The organism is uncultured Clostridium sp., from assembly GCF_900547735.1.
Classification (GTDB): domain Bacteria; phylum Bacillota; class Clostridia; order Lachnospirales; family Lachnospiraceae; genus Otoolea.
Window position 1 is genome coordinate 41,239 of the sequence record NZ_URHZ01000016.1, and the last position, 17,145, is coordinate 58,383.

11 protein-coding genes, 1 tRNA gene and 1 pseudogene are annotated in these 17,145 nt (G+C 50.7%); 11 read left to right on the top strand and 2 right to left on the bottom strand.

Annotation, left to right across the window (positions count from 1 at the left end):
• Positions 1 to 164 precede the first annotated feature (164 nt).
• Positions 165 to 236, top strand: a tRNA-Gly gene (locus QZT18_RS07280).
• Between the two features lie 246 nt (positions 237 to 482).
• On the opposite strand, the pseudogene QZT18_RS23505 reads toward QZT18_RS07280, so the two are convergent.
• Both QZT18_RS23505 and QZT18_RS23510 read right to left on the bottom strand, forming a co-directional pair.
• A pseudogene (locus QZT18_RS23505) lies at positions 483 to 947 on the bottom strand (Ltp family lipoprotein); the annotation flags it as partial.
• Between the two features lie 688 nt (positions 948 to 1,635).
• On the bottom strand, positions 1,636 to 2,991 hold the full coding sequence (locus QZT18_RS23510; RefSeq protein WP_366925812.1) for a DNA-deoxyinosine glycosylase: 1,356 nt from the start codon (positions 2,989 to 2,991) through the stop codon (positions 1,636 to 1,638).
• A 316-nt stretch (positions 2,992 to 3,307) separates the two neighbouring features.
• Here QZT18_RS23510 and QZT18_RS07300 point away from each other — a divergent pair, with 316 nt between their 5' ends.
• From QZT18_RS07300 to QZT18_RS07345, 10 genes are all read left to right on the top strand, one after another.
• Positions 3,308 to 4,087 carry a DUF6612 family protein gene (locus QZT18_RS07300; protein WP_294146098.1) on the top strand — a complete coding sequence of 260 codons (780 nt, stop codon included), beginning with the start codon at positions 3,308 to 3,310 and terminating at the stop codon, positions 4,085 to 4,087.
• Between the two features lie 362 nt (positions 4,088 to 4,449).
• The gene (gene sulP, locus QZT18_RS07305; RefSeq protein WP_294146156.1) at positions 4,450 to 6,096 is read left to right on the top strand and encodes a SulP family inorganic anion transporter; all 1,647 of its coding nucleotides are present in this window, start codon (positions 4,450 to 4,452) and stop codon (positions 6,094 to 6,096) included.
• Between the two features lie 632 nt (positions 6,097 to 6,728).
• Positions 6,729 to 7,724, top strand: a complete 996-nt coding sequence (locus QZT18_RS07310; protein WP_294146100.1) for an ABC transporter ATP-binding protein — start codon at positions 6,729 to 6,731, stop codon at positions 7,722 to 7,724.
• Positions 7,717 to 8,706 carry an ABC transporter ATP-binding protein gene (locus QZT18_RS07315; RefSeq protein WP_294146101.1) on the top strand — a complete coding sequence of 330 codons (990 nt, stop codon included), beginning with the start codon at positions 7,717 to 7,719 and terminating at the stop codon, positions 8,704 to 8,706. The genes QZT18_RS07310 and QZT18_RS07315 overlap by 8 nt, the downstream gene beginning before the upstream one ends.
• On the top strand, positions 8,699 to 9,658 hold the full coding sequence (locus QZT18_RS07320; protein ID WP_294146103.1) for an ABC transporter permease: 960 nt from the start codon (positions 8,699 to 8,701) through the stop codon (positions 9,656 to 9,658). Before QZT18_RS07315 ends, QZT18_RS07320 begins: the two co-directional genes overlap by 8 nt.
• Positions 9,659 to 9,668: 10 nt before the next feature.
• Positions 9,669 to 10,496 (top strand): ABC transporter permease, encoded by an 828-nt coding sequence (locus tag QZT18_RS07325; RefSeq protein WP_294146105.1) that lies wholly within the window; start codon positions 9,669 to 9,671, stop codon positions 10,494 to 10,496.
• Between the two features lie 69 nt (positions 10,497 to 10,565).
• The gene (locus QZT18_RS07330) at positions 10,566 to 12,206 is read left to right on the top strand and encodes an ABC transporter substrate-binding protein (RefSeq protein ID WP_294146107.1); all 1,641 of its coding nucleotides are present in this window, start codon (positions 10,566 to 10,568) and stop codon (positions 12,204 to 12,206) included.
• A 202-nt stretch (positions 12,207 to 12,408) separates the two neighbouring features.
• On the top strand, positions 12,409 to 13,284 hold the full coding sequence (locus QZT18_RS07335; RefSeq protein ID WP_294146112.1) for a fructoselysine 6-kinase: 876 nt from the start codon (positions 12,409 to 12,411) through the stop codon (positions 13,282 to 13,284).
• A gap of 84 nt (positions 13,285 to 13,368) precedes the next feature.
• Positions 13,369 to 15,432, top strand: a complete 2,064-nt coding sequence (locus tag QZT18_RS07340) for a hydantoinase/oxoprolinase family protein (protein ID WP_294146114.1) — start codon at positions 13,369 to 13,371, stop codon at positions 15,430 to 15,432.
• Complete coding sequence (locus QZT18_RS07345; protein WP_294146116.1) at positions 15,432 to 17,144, top strand: hydantoinase B/oxoprolinase family protein; 1,713 nt, start codon at positions 15,432 to 15,434, stop codon at positions 17,142 to 17,144. The genes QZT18_RS07340 and QZT18_RS07345 overlap by 1 nt, the downstream gene beginning before the upstream one ends.
• Position 17,145: the final 1 nt, after the last annotated feature.

Genomic DNA, 17,145 nt, shown 5'->3' on the forward strand with positions numbered 1-17,145 from the left:
CGGAGGCAGTAAAAAGGAAAACAGAGGGGCAATAGGAGAAATGAAATAAAAAATTTAAAAAAATCCACAAAAACCACTTGCCATAGCGCATAAGTTATGATAGAATATTTCTCGTTGACAGGTCATTATAAAACCTTGGAACAGAAACAATTTATATAACTTATGCGCGAGTGGCTCAGTGGTGGAGTATCGCCTTGCCAAGGCGAGGGTCGCGGGTTCGAATCCCGTCTCGCGCTCTCAGAAGTACCGTAATTGCGGTACTTTTTTTGATTCATAGGGAAATTACGTCCGATAAATCAAAAAATGCTCTGCGAGGATGCACATGCCGCGCAGAGGTAAATAGCTGCTGAAGCAACCGCGCGGTAGCGCAAGAATCACGCTCGCGGGATTCTTTGTCCTTTCATAAAAAGCAGAAAGGCCGTTCTCCGGGAGCACATCAAAGCTCCCCGGAAACCGGCCTTTTGTATTTCCTTTAAAAAGAATCAATTAAGATTTGCAATAGCATAATCCGCCTGTTCCCTGGTAAATTTTTCTCCATACTCGGAAATGAGCTGGTCGCGAATGGCGGCGGGTGACATATTCATTGTGGACTGATAGGATTTTGCCTTCTCCAGTGCGTTCCGGTTCCAGTCAATGTCGGCATTATCAACTGCGTACTGTGCCTCATCGGAGGTAAAACGGTCACCGTATTCGGAGGTCAGCTGATCATAGATACCTATTTTAGACATATACAATGTGTCACTGTATGATTTTGCCTTTTCAAGGGCATTTGCATTCCAGTCGGCCTCCATGTTATCGATGGCATATTGTGCCGCCTCGGCAGTAAACTGTTCACCGTATTCCGATGTCAGCTGATCATAGATGCCTGCCTTGGACATATGCATGATACTGCTGTAGCTCTGGGCTTTCTTTAACGCCGATTTATACTCGGAAGGAACTTTAGTATCCTCCGCAGGTTCGGCTTTTTTCCCTGCTTCCGGGGCTTTGACCGTTTCCGGCTCCGATTTTTGCGCTTTGGTTTCCCTGGCCTCCGCGGCCGTTTTGGCAGTCTGCGCCGATGGAGACGACGGTATGGAAGGAACCTTTGAGAACGCAAGCATATTTGCAATACTCCACATATAGCAGATGCATAAGACTGCGGTAAGAATTACTCTCGCCGGTTTATTGAATTTTTTGTATTTCCACATAAGGAATAGGCCGAATGGGAAACAGCAGAACAGGAGCATCAGAAGGACGAACCACGTTTTGGCGAGAAACGGTTCTTTGACTTGTGCCCTTGTTTCATAATACTTTCCGGACATCGGCGCCGGTTCAATCGGGGGAACTTCCCGGTTCTCCCGGTCATTCACAGGCGGCGCGGCGCCCACTGCTTCTCCGCAGTTGGGACAGTAACGCCCCTCAAATTCTGTACCGCATCGTTGACATTTCATACTCTTTCCTCCTTAGTGACGGCCATGAGGACCGGATATTACCGGCTCTGTTTTCTGAATTTGTAGAATGTATCGCCGTATTAACTGGTATTAATGGCCTTTATCACTTTATTTCCTGATACTTACACTATAACAAATTTATACGGCAGGATCAATAAAAATGCCTATGAAAATACACGATAGCGGTTGTATCAGGGCTTCGCTGTTACTTAAGCGCCTTCTCCCACTCTTCCTTCAGCCGCTCCAGTGTAAACAATGCATTGGCCGGGCTGGTGGAGGGGCATTTAACCGCCTCTCTTCCGGTCTGTTCCTGGCAGTATTTCCGGTAAAGATGAAAGGCGGAGTCGCCGTTGGCTATGATTTTTTCAATGTTTGCCGAGCGCAGGATCCGGTTGATATCCGTCGGAATGATATTGCGGATGTTCTTGTCGCTGGACCCCTTGATATCGCAGACGGCAACCACATCCCATACCGCGATTCCATGGCGCAGCAGCAAAGCTTTTTTCTCCTCGATGGTTTCGGGAACCGGTTCTCCGGTCAGGCGGGCGATCAGTCTCCAGAAACGGTTCTGGGGGCGTCCGTAGTAAAAATTCGTTTCCCTGGATTTGACGGATGGAAAACTGCCGAGGATTAAAATACGGGAGTTTTCATCATATACCGGCTCGAAGGGGTGAGATACCCGGACGTATCCGGGAGGAAGTTCGTCTTCAATATATATTTCCTCGCCCAGCCTCTGCCTGCGCCGGCTCAGGGGGGCCGCCACACCTCCGTCCTTGGCAAAGGCCACCACGAATGCATTGATGCGCAGCTTATTTTCCTCGTACAGGTTCATGCTCTGATACAGTTCTTTATAAACTTTCAGCAGATAGAATTTGAGCAGCAGCGCATTGGCCTTTTTCCAGTCTGTGCTGACAAGGCTCCCTTTCCGCTTCATGTAGTAATAAATCGGCGTCTGGATTGCGGTAAAACGTTCGGCGTACCGGATAAAGCTGAGATTGAACAGAAAATCCTCACACCATTGGAGTTTTTCCTCCATTTTCAGACGGTGTGTCTCAATAATGCTGCGCCGGTATAATTTATTCCAGAGCACTCCGTAATAGAAATCCGCAGGGTCCTGCATCATATATTCCGCATACGTCTCCCGGCTTAACAGGCCCCGTTCCCGAATATGCTGCTTTTCGGTGAAGACGGCTTTGTCTACACGGTAGAAATCCGCAATGACCAGATCACAGTCGTATTTTTTCGCCGCATGGACAAAGCTTTCCGTTGCATCCGGAGTTATCCAGTCGTCACTGTCCATGAATTGCAGATAGGTTCCGACGGCGGCCGAAATGGCCTGGTTGCGGCTGTCCGATACGCCGGTATTCTCTTTGTCGATAATCCGGAACCGGCTGTCCAGTTCTTCGTATTCCCGGCAGATCTCCAGGCTGGTATCCTCGCTGCCGTCGTTGACCAGGATGATTTCCATGTCCTGAAAAGTCTGCTGCATTGCGCTGTCCAGGCATCGGCGAAGGTATTTTTCCGCATTGTATACGGGAATAATCAGTGAAACAAAAGGCATAATCAGACTCCTTTAAATCGGTTTGTAAGATGGTTTCTGTATTTTATGATAACTGAAGTGAAAAAATAATTCAAGACAACAAAGAGGGAGCTGTCATCCTTTCCGCAGGTGTCCTTCACCCGGAGACAATTTTACCGGGAAGGAATCTCCCGTAAAGACAATATTGTAATAAAAATGACGCAAAATATTAATTAAATGGTAAATATAGACAATTGTCCGACACATAAATAAATGCTATACTCCTAGTATACTTTTTGGTAAACAATTTAGTATTACAGTGAGAAGTATAAAGAAAGAGGAAAAAAGGAGTAACACTATGAAAAAAATGATCAGAACAGCAGCAGTGATCCTGTCTACCATGATGGTATTTTCCATGACAGCCTGCGCAAAGAAAGCAGACCCGAAAGAGGTTTTTGACACAGCAGTGAAAAAGAATTCAGAACTGACTTCCATGGACATGGATACAACAATGAAGATGACCATGACACAGGGAGAAGAGAATATCGACGTAACCGTGGATATGAAGATGAAGATGAGCGATATCAGCAAGGATACCATGCAGTATCTGGCTGAGACAAAGACTTCCCTGATGGGCCAGACCCTGGATGCAACTATCTTCTATAAAGACGGATATTACTACATGGACAGCATGGGACAGAAGATCAAATATCCAATGGATCTGACAGCGCTTATGGAATCCGTAAAACAGAGCACGGAGAGCACAAACCTTCAGTCCGAGCAGCTTAAAGATCTTACAATGGCGAAAGAGGGAGACAACACAATCCTGACTTTCACCGCAGATCCTGAGAAGATGAACGAGTACTTAACCGACGTTATGGGCAGCATGAGCGGAATGGGCGCTATGGGCGACACACAGATGTCATTCAAGGAAGCCAGCGGAACTTATACGGTTAACAAAGACGGCTACTATACAGACATGACAATGAAGATGACCGTAGACATGGATCTTCAGGGCGAAGCCGTTACCATGGTAATGGATCTGACCGGTAAAGTAAACAATCCGGGACAGGAAGTTACAGTGGAACTGCCTGATACGGAAGGATACACAGAAGTGGAAATGCCTGCAGCACAGTAATGCGGACGGTATAAAATAAAAGAAAAAATAAAAATGGGAAACCTGTATGGGCAGTCATCGCCTGTACAGGTTTTTTTGATTCATAGGAAATTACGTCCTATGAATCAAAAACGCTCCGCGAGGATGCACATGCCGCGCAGAGGTAAATGGCTGCAGAAGCAACCGCGCGGCAGCGCAAGAGTTCCGCAAGCGGAACTCTCTGTTCTAGAAAATGTAAATTACATGTAAAATATGTATACAATAAACAAAGTACTTAAAAAAGAACTTGTATCCTCATGGAAAGAGAGTGTAAGATGGATATATCTTTGCAGGATTTTAACAGTTCTGCGGAGAATTACTATTTAAGGGGTGTTTTATTGATTATGAAAGAGCTGAAACCACAATTCTTTTTATCCACGAAAGGCTATTCCGGCAAACAGTTGGCCGGGGATCTGACGGCAGGCGTTATCGTTGCGATTATTGCGCTGCCGCTTTCTATTGCCCTTGCGCTGGCCTCGGGGGTCACGCCGGAACAGGGACTTTATACGGCGATTATCGCAGGATTCATCATATCATTCTTCGGCGGCAGCAAGGTACAGATTGCCGGACCGACGGCCGCATTTGCATCCATCGTAGCCGGAATCGTGGCCCGCAACGGGATGGACGGACTGATTATCGCAACCGTGATTGCCGGTATTCTTCTGGTTGCCATGGGACTTCTCCGGCTGGGCAGCATGATTAAGTTTATTCCCTTCACGATCACGACCGGTTTTACGGCGGGTATTGCAGTGACGATCGTCATAGGGCAGATTAAAGATTTTCTGGGGCTGACTTTTGAAAAGACACCGCTGGAGACCATGGAAAAACTGGAGCAGGTGATTACCTGCATCGGTACTGCAAATCTGCAGGCGCTTGGAGTGGGGCTGATTGCCCTCGCCATACTGGTTGTGTGGCCGAAGTTTAATAAAAAGCTGCCGCCGTCCCTGATAGCGGTGCTGGTATCGGCAGTGCTTGTTAAGGGTCTGGCGCTTAAGGTCAATACGATTGGGGATCTCTATACGATTTCTTCCTCCTTTCCAGCCTTCCACCTCCCCGAGGTTACATACGGAACCGTGAAAACCGTTCTGCCGGATGCATTTACCATCGCAATTCTGGCCGCGATCGAATCCCTGCTCTCCTGTGTGGTGGCGGACGGCATGATCGGCAGCAAACATAACTCCAACATGGAACTCGTTGCACAGGGACTGGGAAATATCGGTTCCGCCCTCTTTGGAGGCATCCCGGCGACGGGCGCCATTGCAAGGACGGCGGCCAATATTAAAAACGGGGGAAGTTCCCCTGTCGCGGGCATGGTTCATGCAGTAGTCCTGCTTCTGACGCTGCTGCTTCTGATGCCGTATGCGGCGCTGATCCCAATGCCTGCTATTGCGGCAATTCTGTTCATGGTGGCCTATAATATGAGCGGCTGGCGCACCTTTGCCGAGATTGCTAAGACTTCGCCGAAGAGCGATGTGGTGGTGCTGGTCCTGACATTTTCCCTCACGGTGGTATTTGATCTGGTGGTTGCCATCGCGGTCGGCCTGATACTGGCATCCCTTCTTTTCCTGAGCAGGATGGCCGATGTGGCCGATGTACAGGAATGGACCTACCTGGATGAGTATGAGGAAGGAAAAGACACCAGGGACTTAAAACCGGTTCCCGGCCATACAATGGTATTTGAGATTACAGGGCCGATGTTCTTTGCCGCGGCGGACAAGATTCTGGAAGTGCCGTTCCACGAGGAAAAGAAAGTTATGATTCTGAGAATGAGGAGTGTTCCGGCCATGGATATTACGGCGCTGAACAGCCTGAGAAAATTAAACCGGGTGTGCCGGGAGAAAGGGATCAGACTGATGCTGTCACACGTCAATGAGCAGCCGATGAGGGTAATGAGGAAAGCCGGCTTCTGCCAGGAGGCCGGGGAAGATAATTTCTTCGGATGTATTGATGAGGCTCTGGCAGAGGCGGAGAAGACGACGGGGGACCGCTGACGCTGACAAATTGTGTTTTTTTTAACGAATCAGATGGACCTTCACCCGGTTCACGGAGGAACTTTACCCTCCATTTATCAAGGGATAAATGGAAAACCTGGGACGAGTCATTATGCTTTGAGGATAAAGGCGGCTATCCAGATATCAGTTATTGTCAGAAATCTAACGAAATAAAATACATTTGTGAAATAGACTGGAAGAAAAACGACTGTTTTCATCATGAGAAGATAGTGATAAAAAGTTTTCAAATATCTTGACAAGAATTTTACAAGATGATACTATTTTCAATAGAGAATAACATTCTGTAATGTTATATAATGAGCTGGACAAAAGCGTCCGCTGTAATGCCGGAGCAGACAGGGTCGGCATAGAGTCCGTTTAGCGGGCGAGCAACCGACAATGAAAAGTTTGAAGAGCAGGTTTTTCGTTGTTGGGGACAGTGACCTGTGCGCAGAGCGCGCAGGTTATCGTTTTGAGTCAACATATTATATAATGATACATAATAACTTGCAAAATATTATACGCAATCGGGGTAAAGCTGCGGTGGGAACGTGGATCAATGGAAACGGCAGCCGGGATGCAGAAAGACGGCACCGGAACGGTGCAGAGTAAAGAGAAGAGAGTGAGAGCGGATGGGAGAAGTTTTACTGAAAGTTAATAATCTTAAAATGGTGTTTCAGAATAAGAAGTCATCATTTGCCGCAGTAGAAGGTCTTACCTTTTCGGTAGAGCGGGGAAAGACTCTTGGAATAGTCGGGGAAAGCGGAAGCGGAAAGACGATGGCGTCCCTCTCCGTGCTGGGCTTACTCCCAAACCAGGGGAGGGTGGCGGAAGGTGAGATTTTGTTTGACGGGAAAAACCTTCTGGAATTGAGTGAAAAAGAAATGCAGAATCTCAGGGGTAATGAGATGGCCATGATTTTTCAGGATCCCGTCATGTCGTTAGATCAGATTTACACGGTCGGCGATCAGATTATCGAGGCGATCCGGACACATAAAAAAATGTCAAAGGACGAGGCGAAGAAGAAGGCGCTCGCCCTGCTGGAGGACGTGGGGATTCCCAATTCGGAGCGCGTGTACCGTTCCTATCCGTTCGAGCTGTCGGGCGGCATGTGCCAGAGGGTTATGATAGCGATTGCCCTTAGCTGCAATCCGAAACTGCTGTTTGCCGATGAACCTACGACGGCCCTCGACGTGACGGTGCAGGCCCAGATTATGGAACTGCTCAAAAAGATCCAGAAGGAATACGATATGGGAACCGTCCTCATCACCCACGACCTGGGGGTGGTGGCCGACGTGGCGGACGATATCGTGGTGATGTATGCGGGGAAATCCATGGAGATTGCGCCGAAAGAGGTGATTTTCAATTCTCCCTGCCATCCTTACACCCATGGCCTGATCCGTTCGATTCCCCAGCTGGATACAAAGGAGGAGCGGCTCTACAGCATTCAGGGAATGGTGCCCGACATCAGGAATTTCCCTCCCGGATGCCGTTTCTGTACGCGGTGTCCTCTGGCGCTCGATGAGTGCAGGGAGAAAGAACCGCCGTTTATAGAACTAAACGAGAAACATTTTGTCAGATGCCACAGGGCGGAGGAAATTGCGAAGGGAGGTCTGGCCCATGAGTGATGTAATTCTGAAAATCGACCACCTGAAAAAGTATTTTCCCGTCAAGGCCAAGATGTTCTCCGGGGGCAAAGGCACGGTCCATGCGGTGGATGACGTCTGTTTCGAGATAAAAAAGGGAGAGACGTTCGGCCTGGTAGGAGAGTCGGGATGCGGAAAGAGCACCCTGTCCAGGACGATTCTGAATCTGGTTCCCGCCGATGGGGGAACGATTACATTTAACGGAGAAGATATAACTGGCTTAAAAGGCAGGAAGATGGAAAAAATACGGCGGAAGATGAGAATGATTTTCCAGAAGCCGTACGGTTCCCTGAATCCCAGGGAGAGGGTGAAGGACATTATCGGCGCGCCGCTGAAAATCCATCATGCGGTGCCGGACGGTGAGATTGAAAATGAGGTTCTCAGGCTGATGGACATGGTGGGGCTTAACAGGGAATGGCTGAACCGCTACCCCCATGAATTCTCAGGAGGACAAAGGCAGAGGATCGGGATTGCAAGGGCTCTGGCCGGCAATCCGGAACTGATTATCTGCGACGAACCCGTCTCCGCTTTGGATGTATCAATCCAGTCACAGGTTTTAAACCTTTTAAAGGATCTTCAGAAAGAATTTGAACTGACGTATCTGTTCATTTCACATAATTTATCCGTCGTAAAATTCATGGCGGACAGAATTGCCGTCATGTATCTTGGGGTGATAGTGGAACTGGCGGACAGCGATGAGATTTATGAAAATGCCGCCCATCCCTATACAAAAGCCCTGCTCTCGGCAATTCCCGAAGCAAAGACAACACAGAAAAAAGAAAGAATTATTTTAAACGGGGATATTCCAAGTCCGGTGAACCCACCGGAGGGCTGCCGGTTCTGTACCCGATGTCCCTTCGTGGAGGAACGGTGCCGGACGGAGCGGCCGGAACTTGTGCAGATAAAGCCGGGACACTATGCAGCCTGTTTTCTGGCCGGGAAAGGGGGCGGCGCTCATGTTTAAATTTATAGCAAAAAGACTGGCCATATCGGCGCTTTTACTGTTCATCGTGACCACACTTGTATTTGCATTTGTACATATGATGCCCGGCGATCCCGTTCTGACGATGCTGGGAGTGGACAGCAACCCGGATCCGGTCACCGTTGAAAAAATCCGTACGGAACTGGGGCTGGATCAGCCAATCCTGGTTCAGTACGCCAATTATTTAAAAGGAATTATCCATCTTGACTTGGGGAAATCATATTCAGAGAAAATCCCGGTCGTACAGGCGATCGCTTCCCGTTTTCCGAGAACACTGGAACTGGCCTTTGTATCGCTTGTGCTGGCCTGTCTGGTAGGAATTCCGTTTGGCATTATTGCCGCGGTGCGGAGGGGAAAATTCTCCGATCTTGCGCTGACGACGATGGCATCGGTGGGTACATCGGTACCGGTTTATGTTCTGGGATATCTGCTGGTGGTAATCTTCGCCCTGAATATTTTCAACCTGCCGATAGCGAAGCTGCCCGCCAGCGGATTTACCGCATTTTCAAAAAATCCGGGCCTGCATATACAGAAAATCATACTTCCGGCCATTACGCTGGCCCTGGGAGTCGCCGCTTCCATCATGAGGACAACGCGTTCCTCCATGCTGGACGCAATGGCCGCGGAATCCGTCAGGCCGCTGCGGGCCAAGGGACTTTCAAACGGAAAGGTGATCAGAAAACACGTAATCAGGAATGCAATGATTCCCGTCATCACAATCATCGGCCTCCAGTTGGGGAACCTGATCGGCGGAACCGTCCTCTGTGAGACCGTGTTTAACTGGCCGGGAGTGGCGTCCCTTCTGGTAAAGGCCATCAACCACCGTGATTATCCCCTGATTCAGGGGTGCGTACTGCTGATCTCCGTAGTTTACATATTTACGAATATGATGGTTGACATAATATACGGAATTCTTGACCCAAGAGTCAGATAGGAGGGATACAATGTTTAAGAAATGTTTCAGCAATAAAAAGTTTGCTGTCGGCTTTATTATTCTGGTCCCTCTGATTATTGTCATGATATTCGGCAATCTCCTGATACCCAATGATCCCTACGCGCTGGATACGGCCAACATGCTGCAGAACTCATCGGTTAAATATCCGCTGGGAACCGATGAGTACGGACGGTGTATCCTGACCCGTCTGATACTGGGAATCAGGCCGTCCATGATGGTGGCGCTCGGGGGAACGGCCATCGCCTTTGCCGGCGGAACCGTCCTGGGAGTCGCGGCCGGTTACCTGGAAGGCAAAATCGGAACGGTCATTATGAGGGGAATTGACATCATTCTCTGTTTTCCGCCCATCCTGCTGGCTATGATTATCGCGGGCCTTTGGGGAGCCGGAGTCATCAATCTGATGCTGGTAATCGGGATTCTGTACATACCGCACTTTTCACGTATTGCCTACTCTTCCACGCTCCAGGTCAGAAAAATGGAGTATGTGGAGAGCGATTTATCCATTGGTGCCACACCGGCGGCCATCATGAGAAAGGCAATTTTCCCGAACATAATATCGGTTCTGATTGTCCAGGTGAGCACGACGATCTCCAATGCGATCCTTTTGGAATCGGGACTCAGCTTCCTGGGACTGGGCGTTCTGCCGCCCACACCTTCCTGGGGCCAGATGATCGGTTCGGCAAGGGGATATCTGAATGTCAATGTTATGTATCTGTTCTGGCCTGCGCTCTGTCTGTGCCTGACCATCCTGGCGGTGAACCTGATGGGCGATGCCATAAGAGATATTCTGGATCCGAAGCTTAACAACAGTTTTTAATGGCTGGCGCCGGGTGACAGAGAAAATACAGCGCCGGGTACCGTTAACTATAAAAAAGGAGGAAATTTCATGAAAAAAAGAGGTTTGAAAAAAGTAGCGCTTACATTGGCGGCCGCCCTGGCGGCATCCGTAGTGTTGACGGCCTGCGGCAGTTCTCAGACGGGCGGGGACACACAGCCTGCAACAAAGGAGGAAGGCGGTGCAGCGTCAGGAACCGAAGAAGCGGCAGGCGCCGGAACGGGTAACAAACGCGATACCTTAAACGTGGGAATCAGCGCCGAGCCGGCAACCCTGGATCCCCATCTTCAGTCGGGACAGGCGACAAGGCTGATTAAGCAGCAGATTTACCGCGGACTTATGACTTATACGGCAGATTCCGGCATTGCCGCAGACGTGGCCGATTCCTATACCGTATCGGACGACGGGCTGACCTATACCTTTGTATTAAAGGATGCCACCTTCCACGACGGTTCACCGGTTACGGCCGGGGACGTGAAGTTTTCCGTGGAGCGTGTCATGGACGAATCCGTGGCGGCCACATTCGGAAGCGATTTCCGCTCGGTAGTGGACCATGTAAATGCACCGGATGAAAAGACGGTGGAAATTGTCCTGAAACAGCCCTGCGCACCGTTCCTGGAGTACCTCTGCCTTCCCGAAGCAGCAGTGGTTTCAAAGGCATTCTGCGAGGCGAACAACAACGATTTAAGCACAGCAGCCATGGGATGCGGACCTTATGCATTCGGCGGATGGGAGAACGGCCTCTCCATCAGCGTCAGTGCGTATGACGGCTGGTACGGAACTCCGGTACAGACTCCGAACATTGATTTCTTCTTCTACACAGACGAGACAACGAGGGCCAATGCGCTCCGCACGGGAGAAGTGGACATCATCGACTACGTTCCGTCCAAGGAGGTTATCGCATTTGAGGGAGCCGATGACGCTAATGTGGACGTTTCGGTGGCACCGTTTATGTGCCTGCAGATTAACTGCACCGAGGGCAGCCCGCTGGCCGATCCGAAGGTGAGACAGGCTATTTCCTACGCAATTAAGAGAGACGACGTAATCAACGCGGCATTTATGGGACGCGGCGAGCCAATCTTCGGATTTCCGACCATCGTGGGCCAGAACGGCTATGACGGCAAATACGACAACTACTTCTCCTATGACGTTGAAAAGGCAAAGAAACTCCTGGCGGAAGCCGGTTATCCCGACGGTTTCTCCTGCAAGCTGTTATCCTCCTCCACCTACGCAATGCACGAGCAGACCGCAGTATGCGTACAGTCCAGCCTCGCCGAAATCGGTATCAAGGTAGAATTGGAGCTTCCGGACTGGGCAACGCGTATCGAGCGTTCCAACGTTGGCGATTACGACATGATGGTATCGGGAACAACGGGAAATATTGTGGATATGGACTGGACGACCAACTACTATGAGAGCGGAGACGTGCGGATGAACAGCTGCCCGGGATTTGCCGACGACAAGATCGATGAGCTTCTTGCAAAGGGCAGAACTACTCTGGATGAAAAAGAAAGAGCGGAAATCTATGATCAGTTCAGGGAGAGGGCGCTGGAGCTTTCACCATTCGTATTCATCAACTTCAGGGAGCAGGTATTCGCAACAGCCAAGAACGTTCACGGATTCCAGAACCTGGACGGCATCCTTACCTACCTTTCCGGCCTTACATTACAGGATACTTACGTAGAGGAATAAGAAACCGGCGCGGGGGAAACACCGCCAATCATAAAATTAAGTATTATCCGGGGCAGTAGAAACTGCCCCGGAGTAAAAGATATAAACATATTGGAATGATATATAATGACATGATAATTATGGTTACGGATGGCAGAAACCTGAATGATGCGGCGCCGCTACACCGCCGCACGGGCAATGGGGCATGCGGAGGCAGAACAGATTGAGAGTAATAGGTATTGGAGACAATGTATGCGATAAATATGAACATTTAAAGACCATGTTTCCGGGAGGACAGGCGCTGAATTTTTCCGTCTACGCCAAAATGCTGGGCGCGGATGCCTCTTATATGGGGGTGTTTGGAACGGATGAGGTAGCGGACCACGTGATAAACACGCTGGATGAACTGGGAATTGAACATGGCAGGTGCAGGCGGTATGAGGGTGAAAACGGCTGTGCCAGGGTAACCCTGGTGGACGGGGACCGTGTTTTTCTCGGAAGCAATAAAGGGGGAATTACGAAGGAACATCCTCTGGAACTAACGGAGGAGGATCTTAAATATATAAAGACATTTGCTCTGGTGCATACCAGCAACAACAGCTATATGGACGGCCAGCTTGAGAAAATCCATGGGGCCGGGGTTCCCGTTTCCTATGATTTTTCCGGACAGTGGGTAAACGAGGGCCTGGTGTCGAAGGTGGCGCCCTATGCCTCTTATGTATTTTTATCCTGCGGTTCCGTGACAGAGGAAGAGGGCAGGCGCATCTGCCTTGATATGCATGAAAAGGGGTGCCGGTTTATCGTGGCGACAATGGGCAGCCGGGGAGCGCTCGTTTATGACGGCAAGGATTTCTACAGCCAGCCGCCCCATCTGGTGGAGGCGGTGGATACGCTGGGCGCAGGGGACTCCTTTGCAACGGCATTTCTGCTTTCCATGATAAAGGAGGACGGGAGCGGGCAAAAAGCGGACGGCGGTAAGCCGGACAGAGACGGAGAACCGTATCAGAAAAAGTTAAAAACGGCAATGGAAAACGGAGCGGCATTCGCAGCCGGGACCTGCCTGGTACGGGGAGCATTCGGGCACGGCAGGAATTTTTGATACAGTTCAGCCTTCGGCCATACTGCATCATGGCTGAACTGTTACAATTCCTGCACTTAAAAGACGAAAATACGAGGTGAAAATATGAGTTATATGATTGGCGTAGACGTCGGCGGTACGTTTACAGACTTTTCGATATTCAACACAGAGACGGGGAAATTAAAACATTTTAAGCACAGTTCCACGCCGGATGATCCGTCGAGAGCGATTGTAAACGGCATCCTCCATGTGCTCTCAGAGGACTGCATCGGCCCGGAGCAGGTGAGTTACCTGGCACATGGAACCACGGTTGCAACCAACGCCCTGATAGAAAAGAAAGGCGCGCGCCTGGGACTGATTACAACAAAGGGATTCCGCGACCTGATGGAAATCGGCTGGCAGAAACGGCCGTCCCTCTATGATTTATCAAAACAGAAACCCGAGAGCCTGATTCCGGACGGCATGAAATGCGAGGTGGAGGAACGGATTTTATACGACGGCACGGTTAAAACGGCGCTAAACGAGGACAGCGTCCGCGAAGCGGTGCGCTACCTGAAAGAACAGGGCGCTCAGACGATTGCCGTCTGCACTCTTTTCTCCTTTATCAACCCGGAGCATGAGGTGAGAATCAGGGAAATCATAGAAGAAGAGTATCCGGAGGCCTATGTTTCCACCTCCCATGAACTGGTTCCCGAATTCCGGGAGTATTCCAGGATGAGCACGACCGTGCTCAATGCCTATCTGGGACCGGTTATGGAAAAATACGTACATAACTTTGAAAAATCCATTCTGGACTCCGGGATCACCGTGGCTCCCTATGTGACACAGTCCAACGGTTCCGTCATCTCCATTGCGGAGACCATCGACTGCCCGATCAAGACTGCCGTGTCGGGACCCAGCGCCGGTGTCATCGGCGCCGTCTATATCGGAAAGCAGTGCGGCATCGACAAGGTAATCACCTTTGATATGGGAGGCACCAGCATCGACGTCAGCCTGATTGAAAATGGAAAGGCGTCCCTGTCCAACGAGAGACTCGTGGAGGGGTATCCGGCCAGAATACCAATGATAGATATTGTAACGGTAGGCGCGGGCGGCGGTTCCATTGCCCGGATTGACGCCGGAGGGGCCTTAAAGGTGGGACCCGACAGCGCCGGAGCGACGCCGGGACCGGCCTGCTATATGCGCGGCGGCACGGAAGCCTGTGTTACGGATGCCAACATCGTACTCGGCAAGCTGAACCAGAAAAAGATTCTGGGCGGCCGGATGGACGTGGATCTGGAACTGGCTGAAAAAGCCGTCAAAGAGAATATCTGCGGCAAGTCCACCCTGGATTTGAAGCAGGCGGCAGCGGGAATTATCTCGGTTGTGAATTCCAACATGACGCGCGCCATCCGTGTTGTGTCCGTGGAGCGCGGATACGACGCACGGGAATTCACACTGATGGCCTTCGGCGGCGCAGGCCCGCTCCATGCGTGTGAGGTGGCGAGAGATATGGGAATCACCTCCGTGCTGCTTCCGCCGTCTCCGGGAACGCTCTGCTCCCTGGGACTTCTGATGGCCGATACGAAGTTTGACATCAGCCGCTCCAACGTCATGATTGCGGAGGAGGAGAACCTGGGCAAAGTACAGAATATTTTTGATACGCTGACCGAAGAGGGCAATGAGCTTCTCGACAAAGAGGGTGTTGCGGAGAAAGACAGAAGCTTTACCTACCTGATCGAGTGCCGGTATGAGAGACAGAATTATGAGATTGGCATCGAGGTGGAAGGCCGTTTCACAAAAGAGGTGATGGAGGAAATGATCGAGAATTTCCATCAGGAACACAACCGTTCCTACGGCTATTTCAACAGAAACATGAAGCTTCAGATGGTCAACTACCGCGTCAGCGCCATCGGAGATATCATCAAACCGGATCTGGTTGAAATGCCGGTGGATCCGAACGCGGAGCCGCCAAAGCCGTTTACCACCCGCGACGTCCTGTTTGATCGGGAGAAAGATTACATAACGACCAATATTTACAACAGGGACGACTTCAAACCGGGCTGCACGGTTATGGGACCGGCCATCATTGAACAGATGGACTCCACCTCCGTAATCCCGCCGGACTGGAAGGTGTACACGGACGGATACCAGAATATCATCGTGACTTATGAGGGAGGTGCAAAATAATGAAAAACCAGGTTGATGCAGTAACGGTGGAAATCGTGGGAAACCTTCTTTTATCCATTGCGGAAGAAATGGGAGTGGCGCTAATCAAGAGCGCCTATTCCACCAACATCAAGGAACGGCGTGACATTTCCACGGCGGTGTTTGATCCGGAAGGAAATATGGTGGCACAGGCCGAGCACGTCGCCATGCACCTCGGCTCCCTGCTTGGAATTATCAAGGAAGTATATAAAAAACATGCCCCGGAGGACATAAGGCCCGGCGATATGTTTATGGGAAATGACCCGTATAACGGCGGCGGAACCCACCTGCCGGACATCACGGTGACGCAGCCGGTGTTTGTCGGAGAAAAGCTGATTGGCTGGGTAGCCAACCTGGCCCACCACAGCGATGTGGGCGGTAAGGTGGCCGGTTCCACCTCGGGCGATGCGGTGAGCATTTTTCAGGAAGGACTTAAAATTCCGCTTGTCAGAGTGTGCCGGAATGATGAGGTCAATGACGATATCATCAGTTTTCTCATGGCCAACAGCCGTATCCCCGGGGAGCGTTACGGGGATCTGCAGGCTCAGATTGCTTCGAACCGTGTAGGGGCCAAACGTCTGACCGAGGCGTTCGACCGCTATGACGACCTGCTGGTGGACAGCATGCACGAGCTTCAGAACTATGCGGAGAGAAGACTGCGGGCCGGTATCCGGAATCTGCCGGACGGGGAGTATGAATTTACCGATTACATGGACGACGCGGGCGTAGGGCATCCCGAGCCAATCAGGATTCAGGTCAGGGTCACCATCAAAGGGGACGATATGCACCTGGACTTTGCGGGAACCGATCCCCAGGTGAACGGACCGAACAACGTGACAAAAAACGGACTTCTCGCCACGGTGTTCTATTCCTTAAAAGCGCTGATTGATCCGGGAATCCCGTCCAATGCCGGAATATACAGGGCATTCAGCGTGGAGGCGGAGCCGGGAACCATCATCAATGCGACAAACCCGGCGCCCGTGGGAGCGCGTATCGATACGTGTATGCGTGTCGCGGACGTTATCTTCGGAGCGCTTGGACCTGCCGTGCCGGAGCGCGCCCTGGCGGGCTGCAACTCTTCCTGTACCTCGGCGATCTTCAGCGGAACCGACCCGGAGGATCCGGATCATTTCTACGTATACCTGGAAACCATTGCGGGAGGGTCCGGAGCACAGAGAGCAAATGACGGCCTGAGCGGCGTCCAGGTACATATGACCAATACCTCAAATCTTCCGATCGAGGCCCTAGAGATGGAATTTCCTCTTCTGATTGTCCACAAGTACGGGCTGATTGAGAACAGCGGAGGAGCCGGGGAATACAGGGGCGGCCTCGGAATCGAGCGTATTTTCGAGGCGATGTACGACAATATCAATTATACCGGACTGGGAGACAGACAGGTTTATAAACCCTGGGGACTCTACGGCGGTATGGAGGGGGCAGGCGGTGAATATTTCATCACCCGCACCGACGGCACGGTGGAAAAGCTGATTTCCAAATGCACCGACGTACCGCTGCATAAAGGTGATATTGTCACGGTACATACGCCGGGAGCTGGCGGCTACGGGGATCCGAAAAAGAGAAAACCGGAGGCGGTGCTGAGTGATGTAATTGAACATAAGGTTTCAATTGATAAGGCGGAAGAGCTTTACGGAGTAAAAATCAGAAAGGACGGCGGCAGCTACAGGCTGGCCTGAC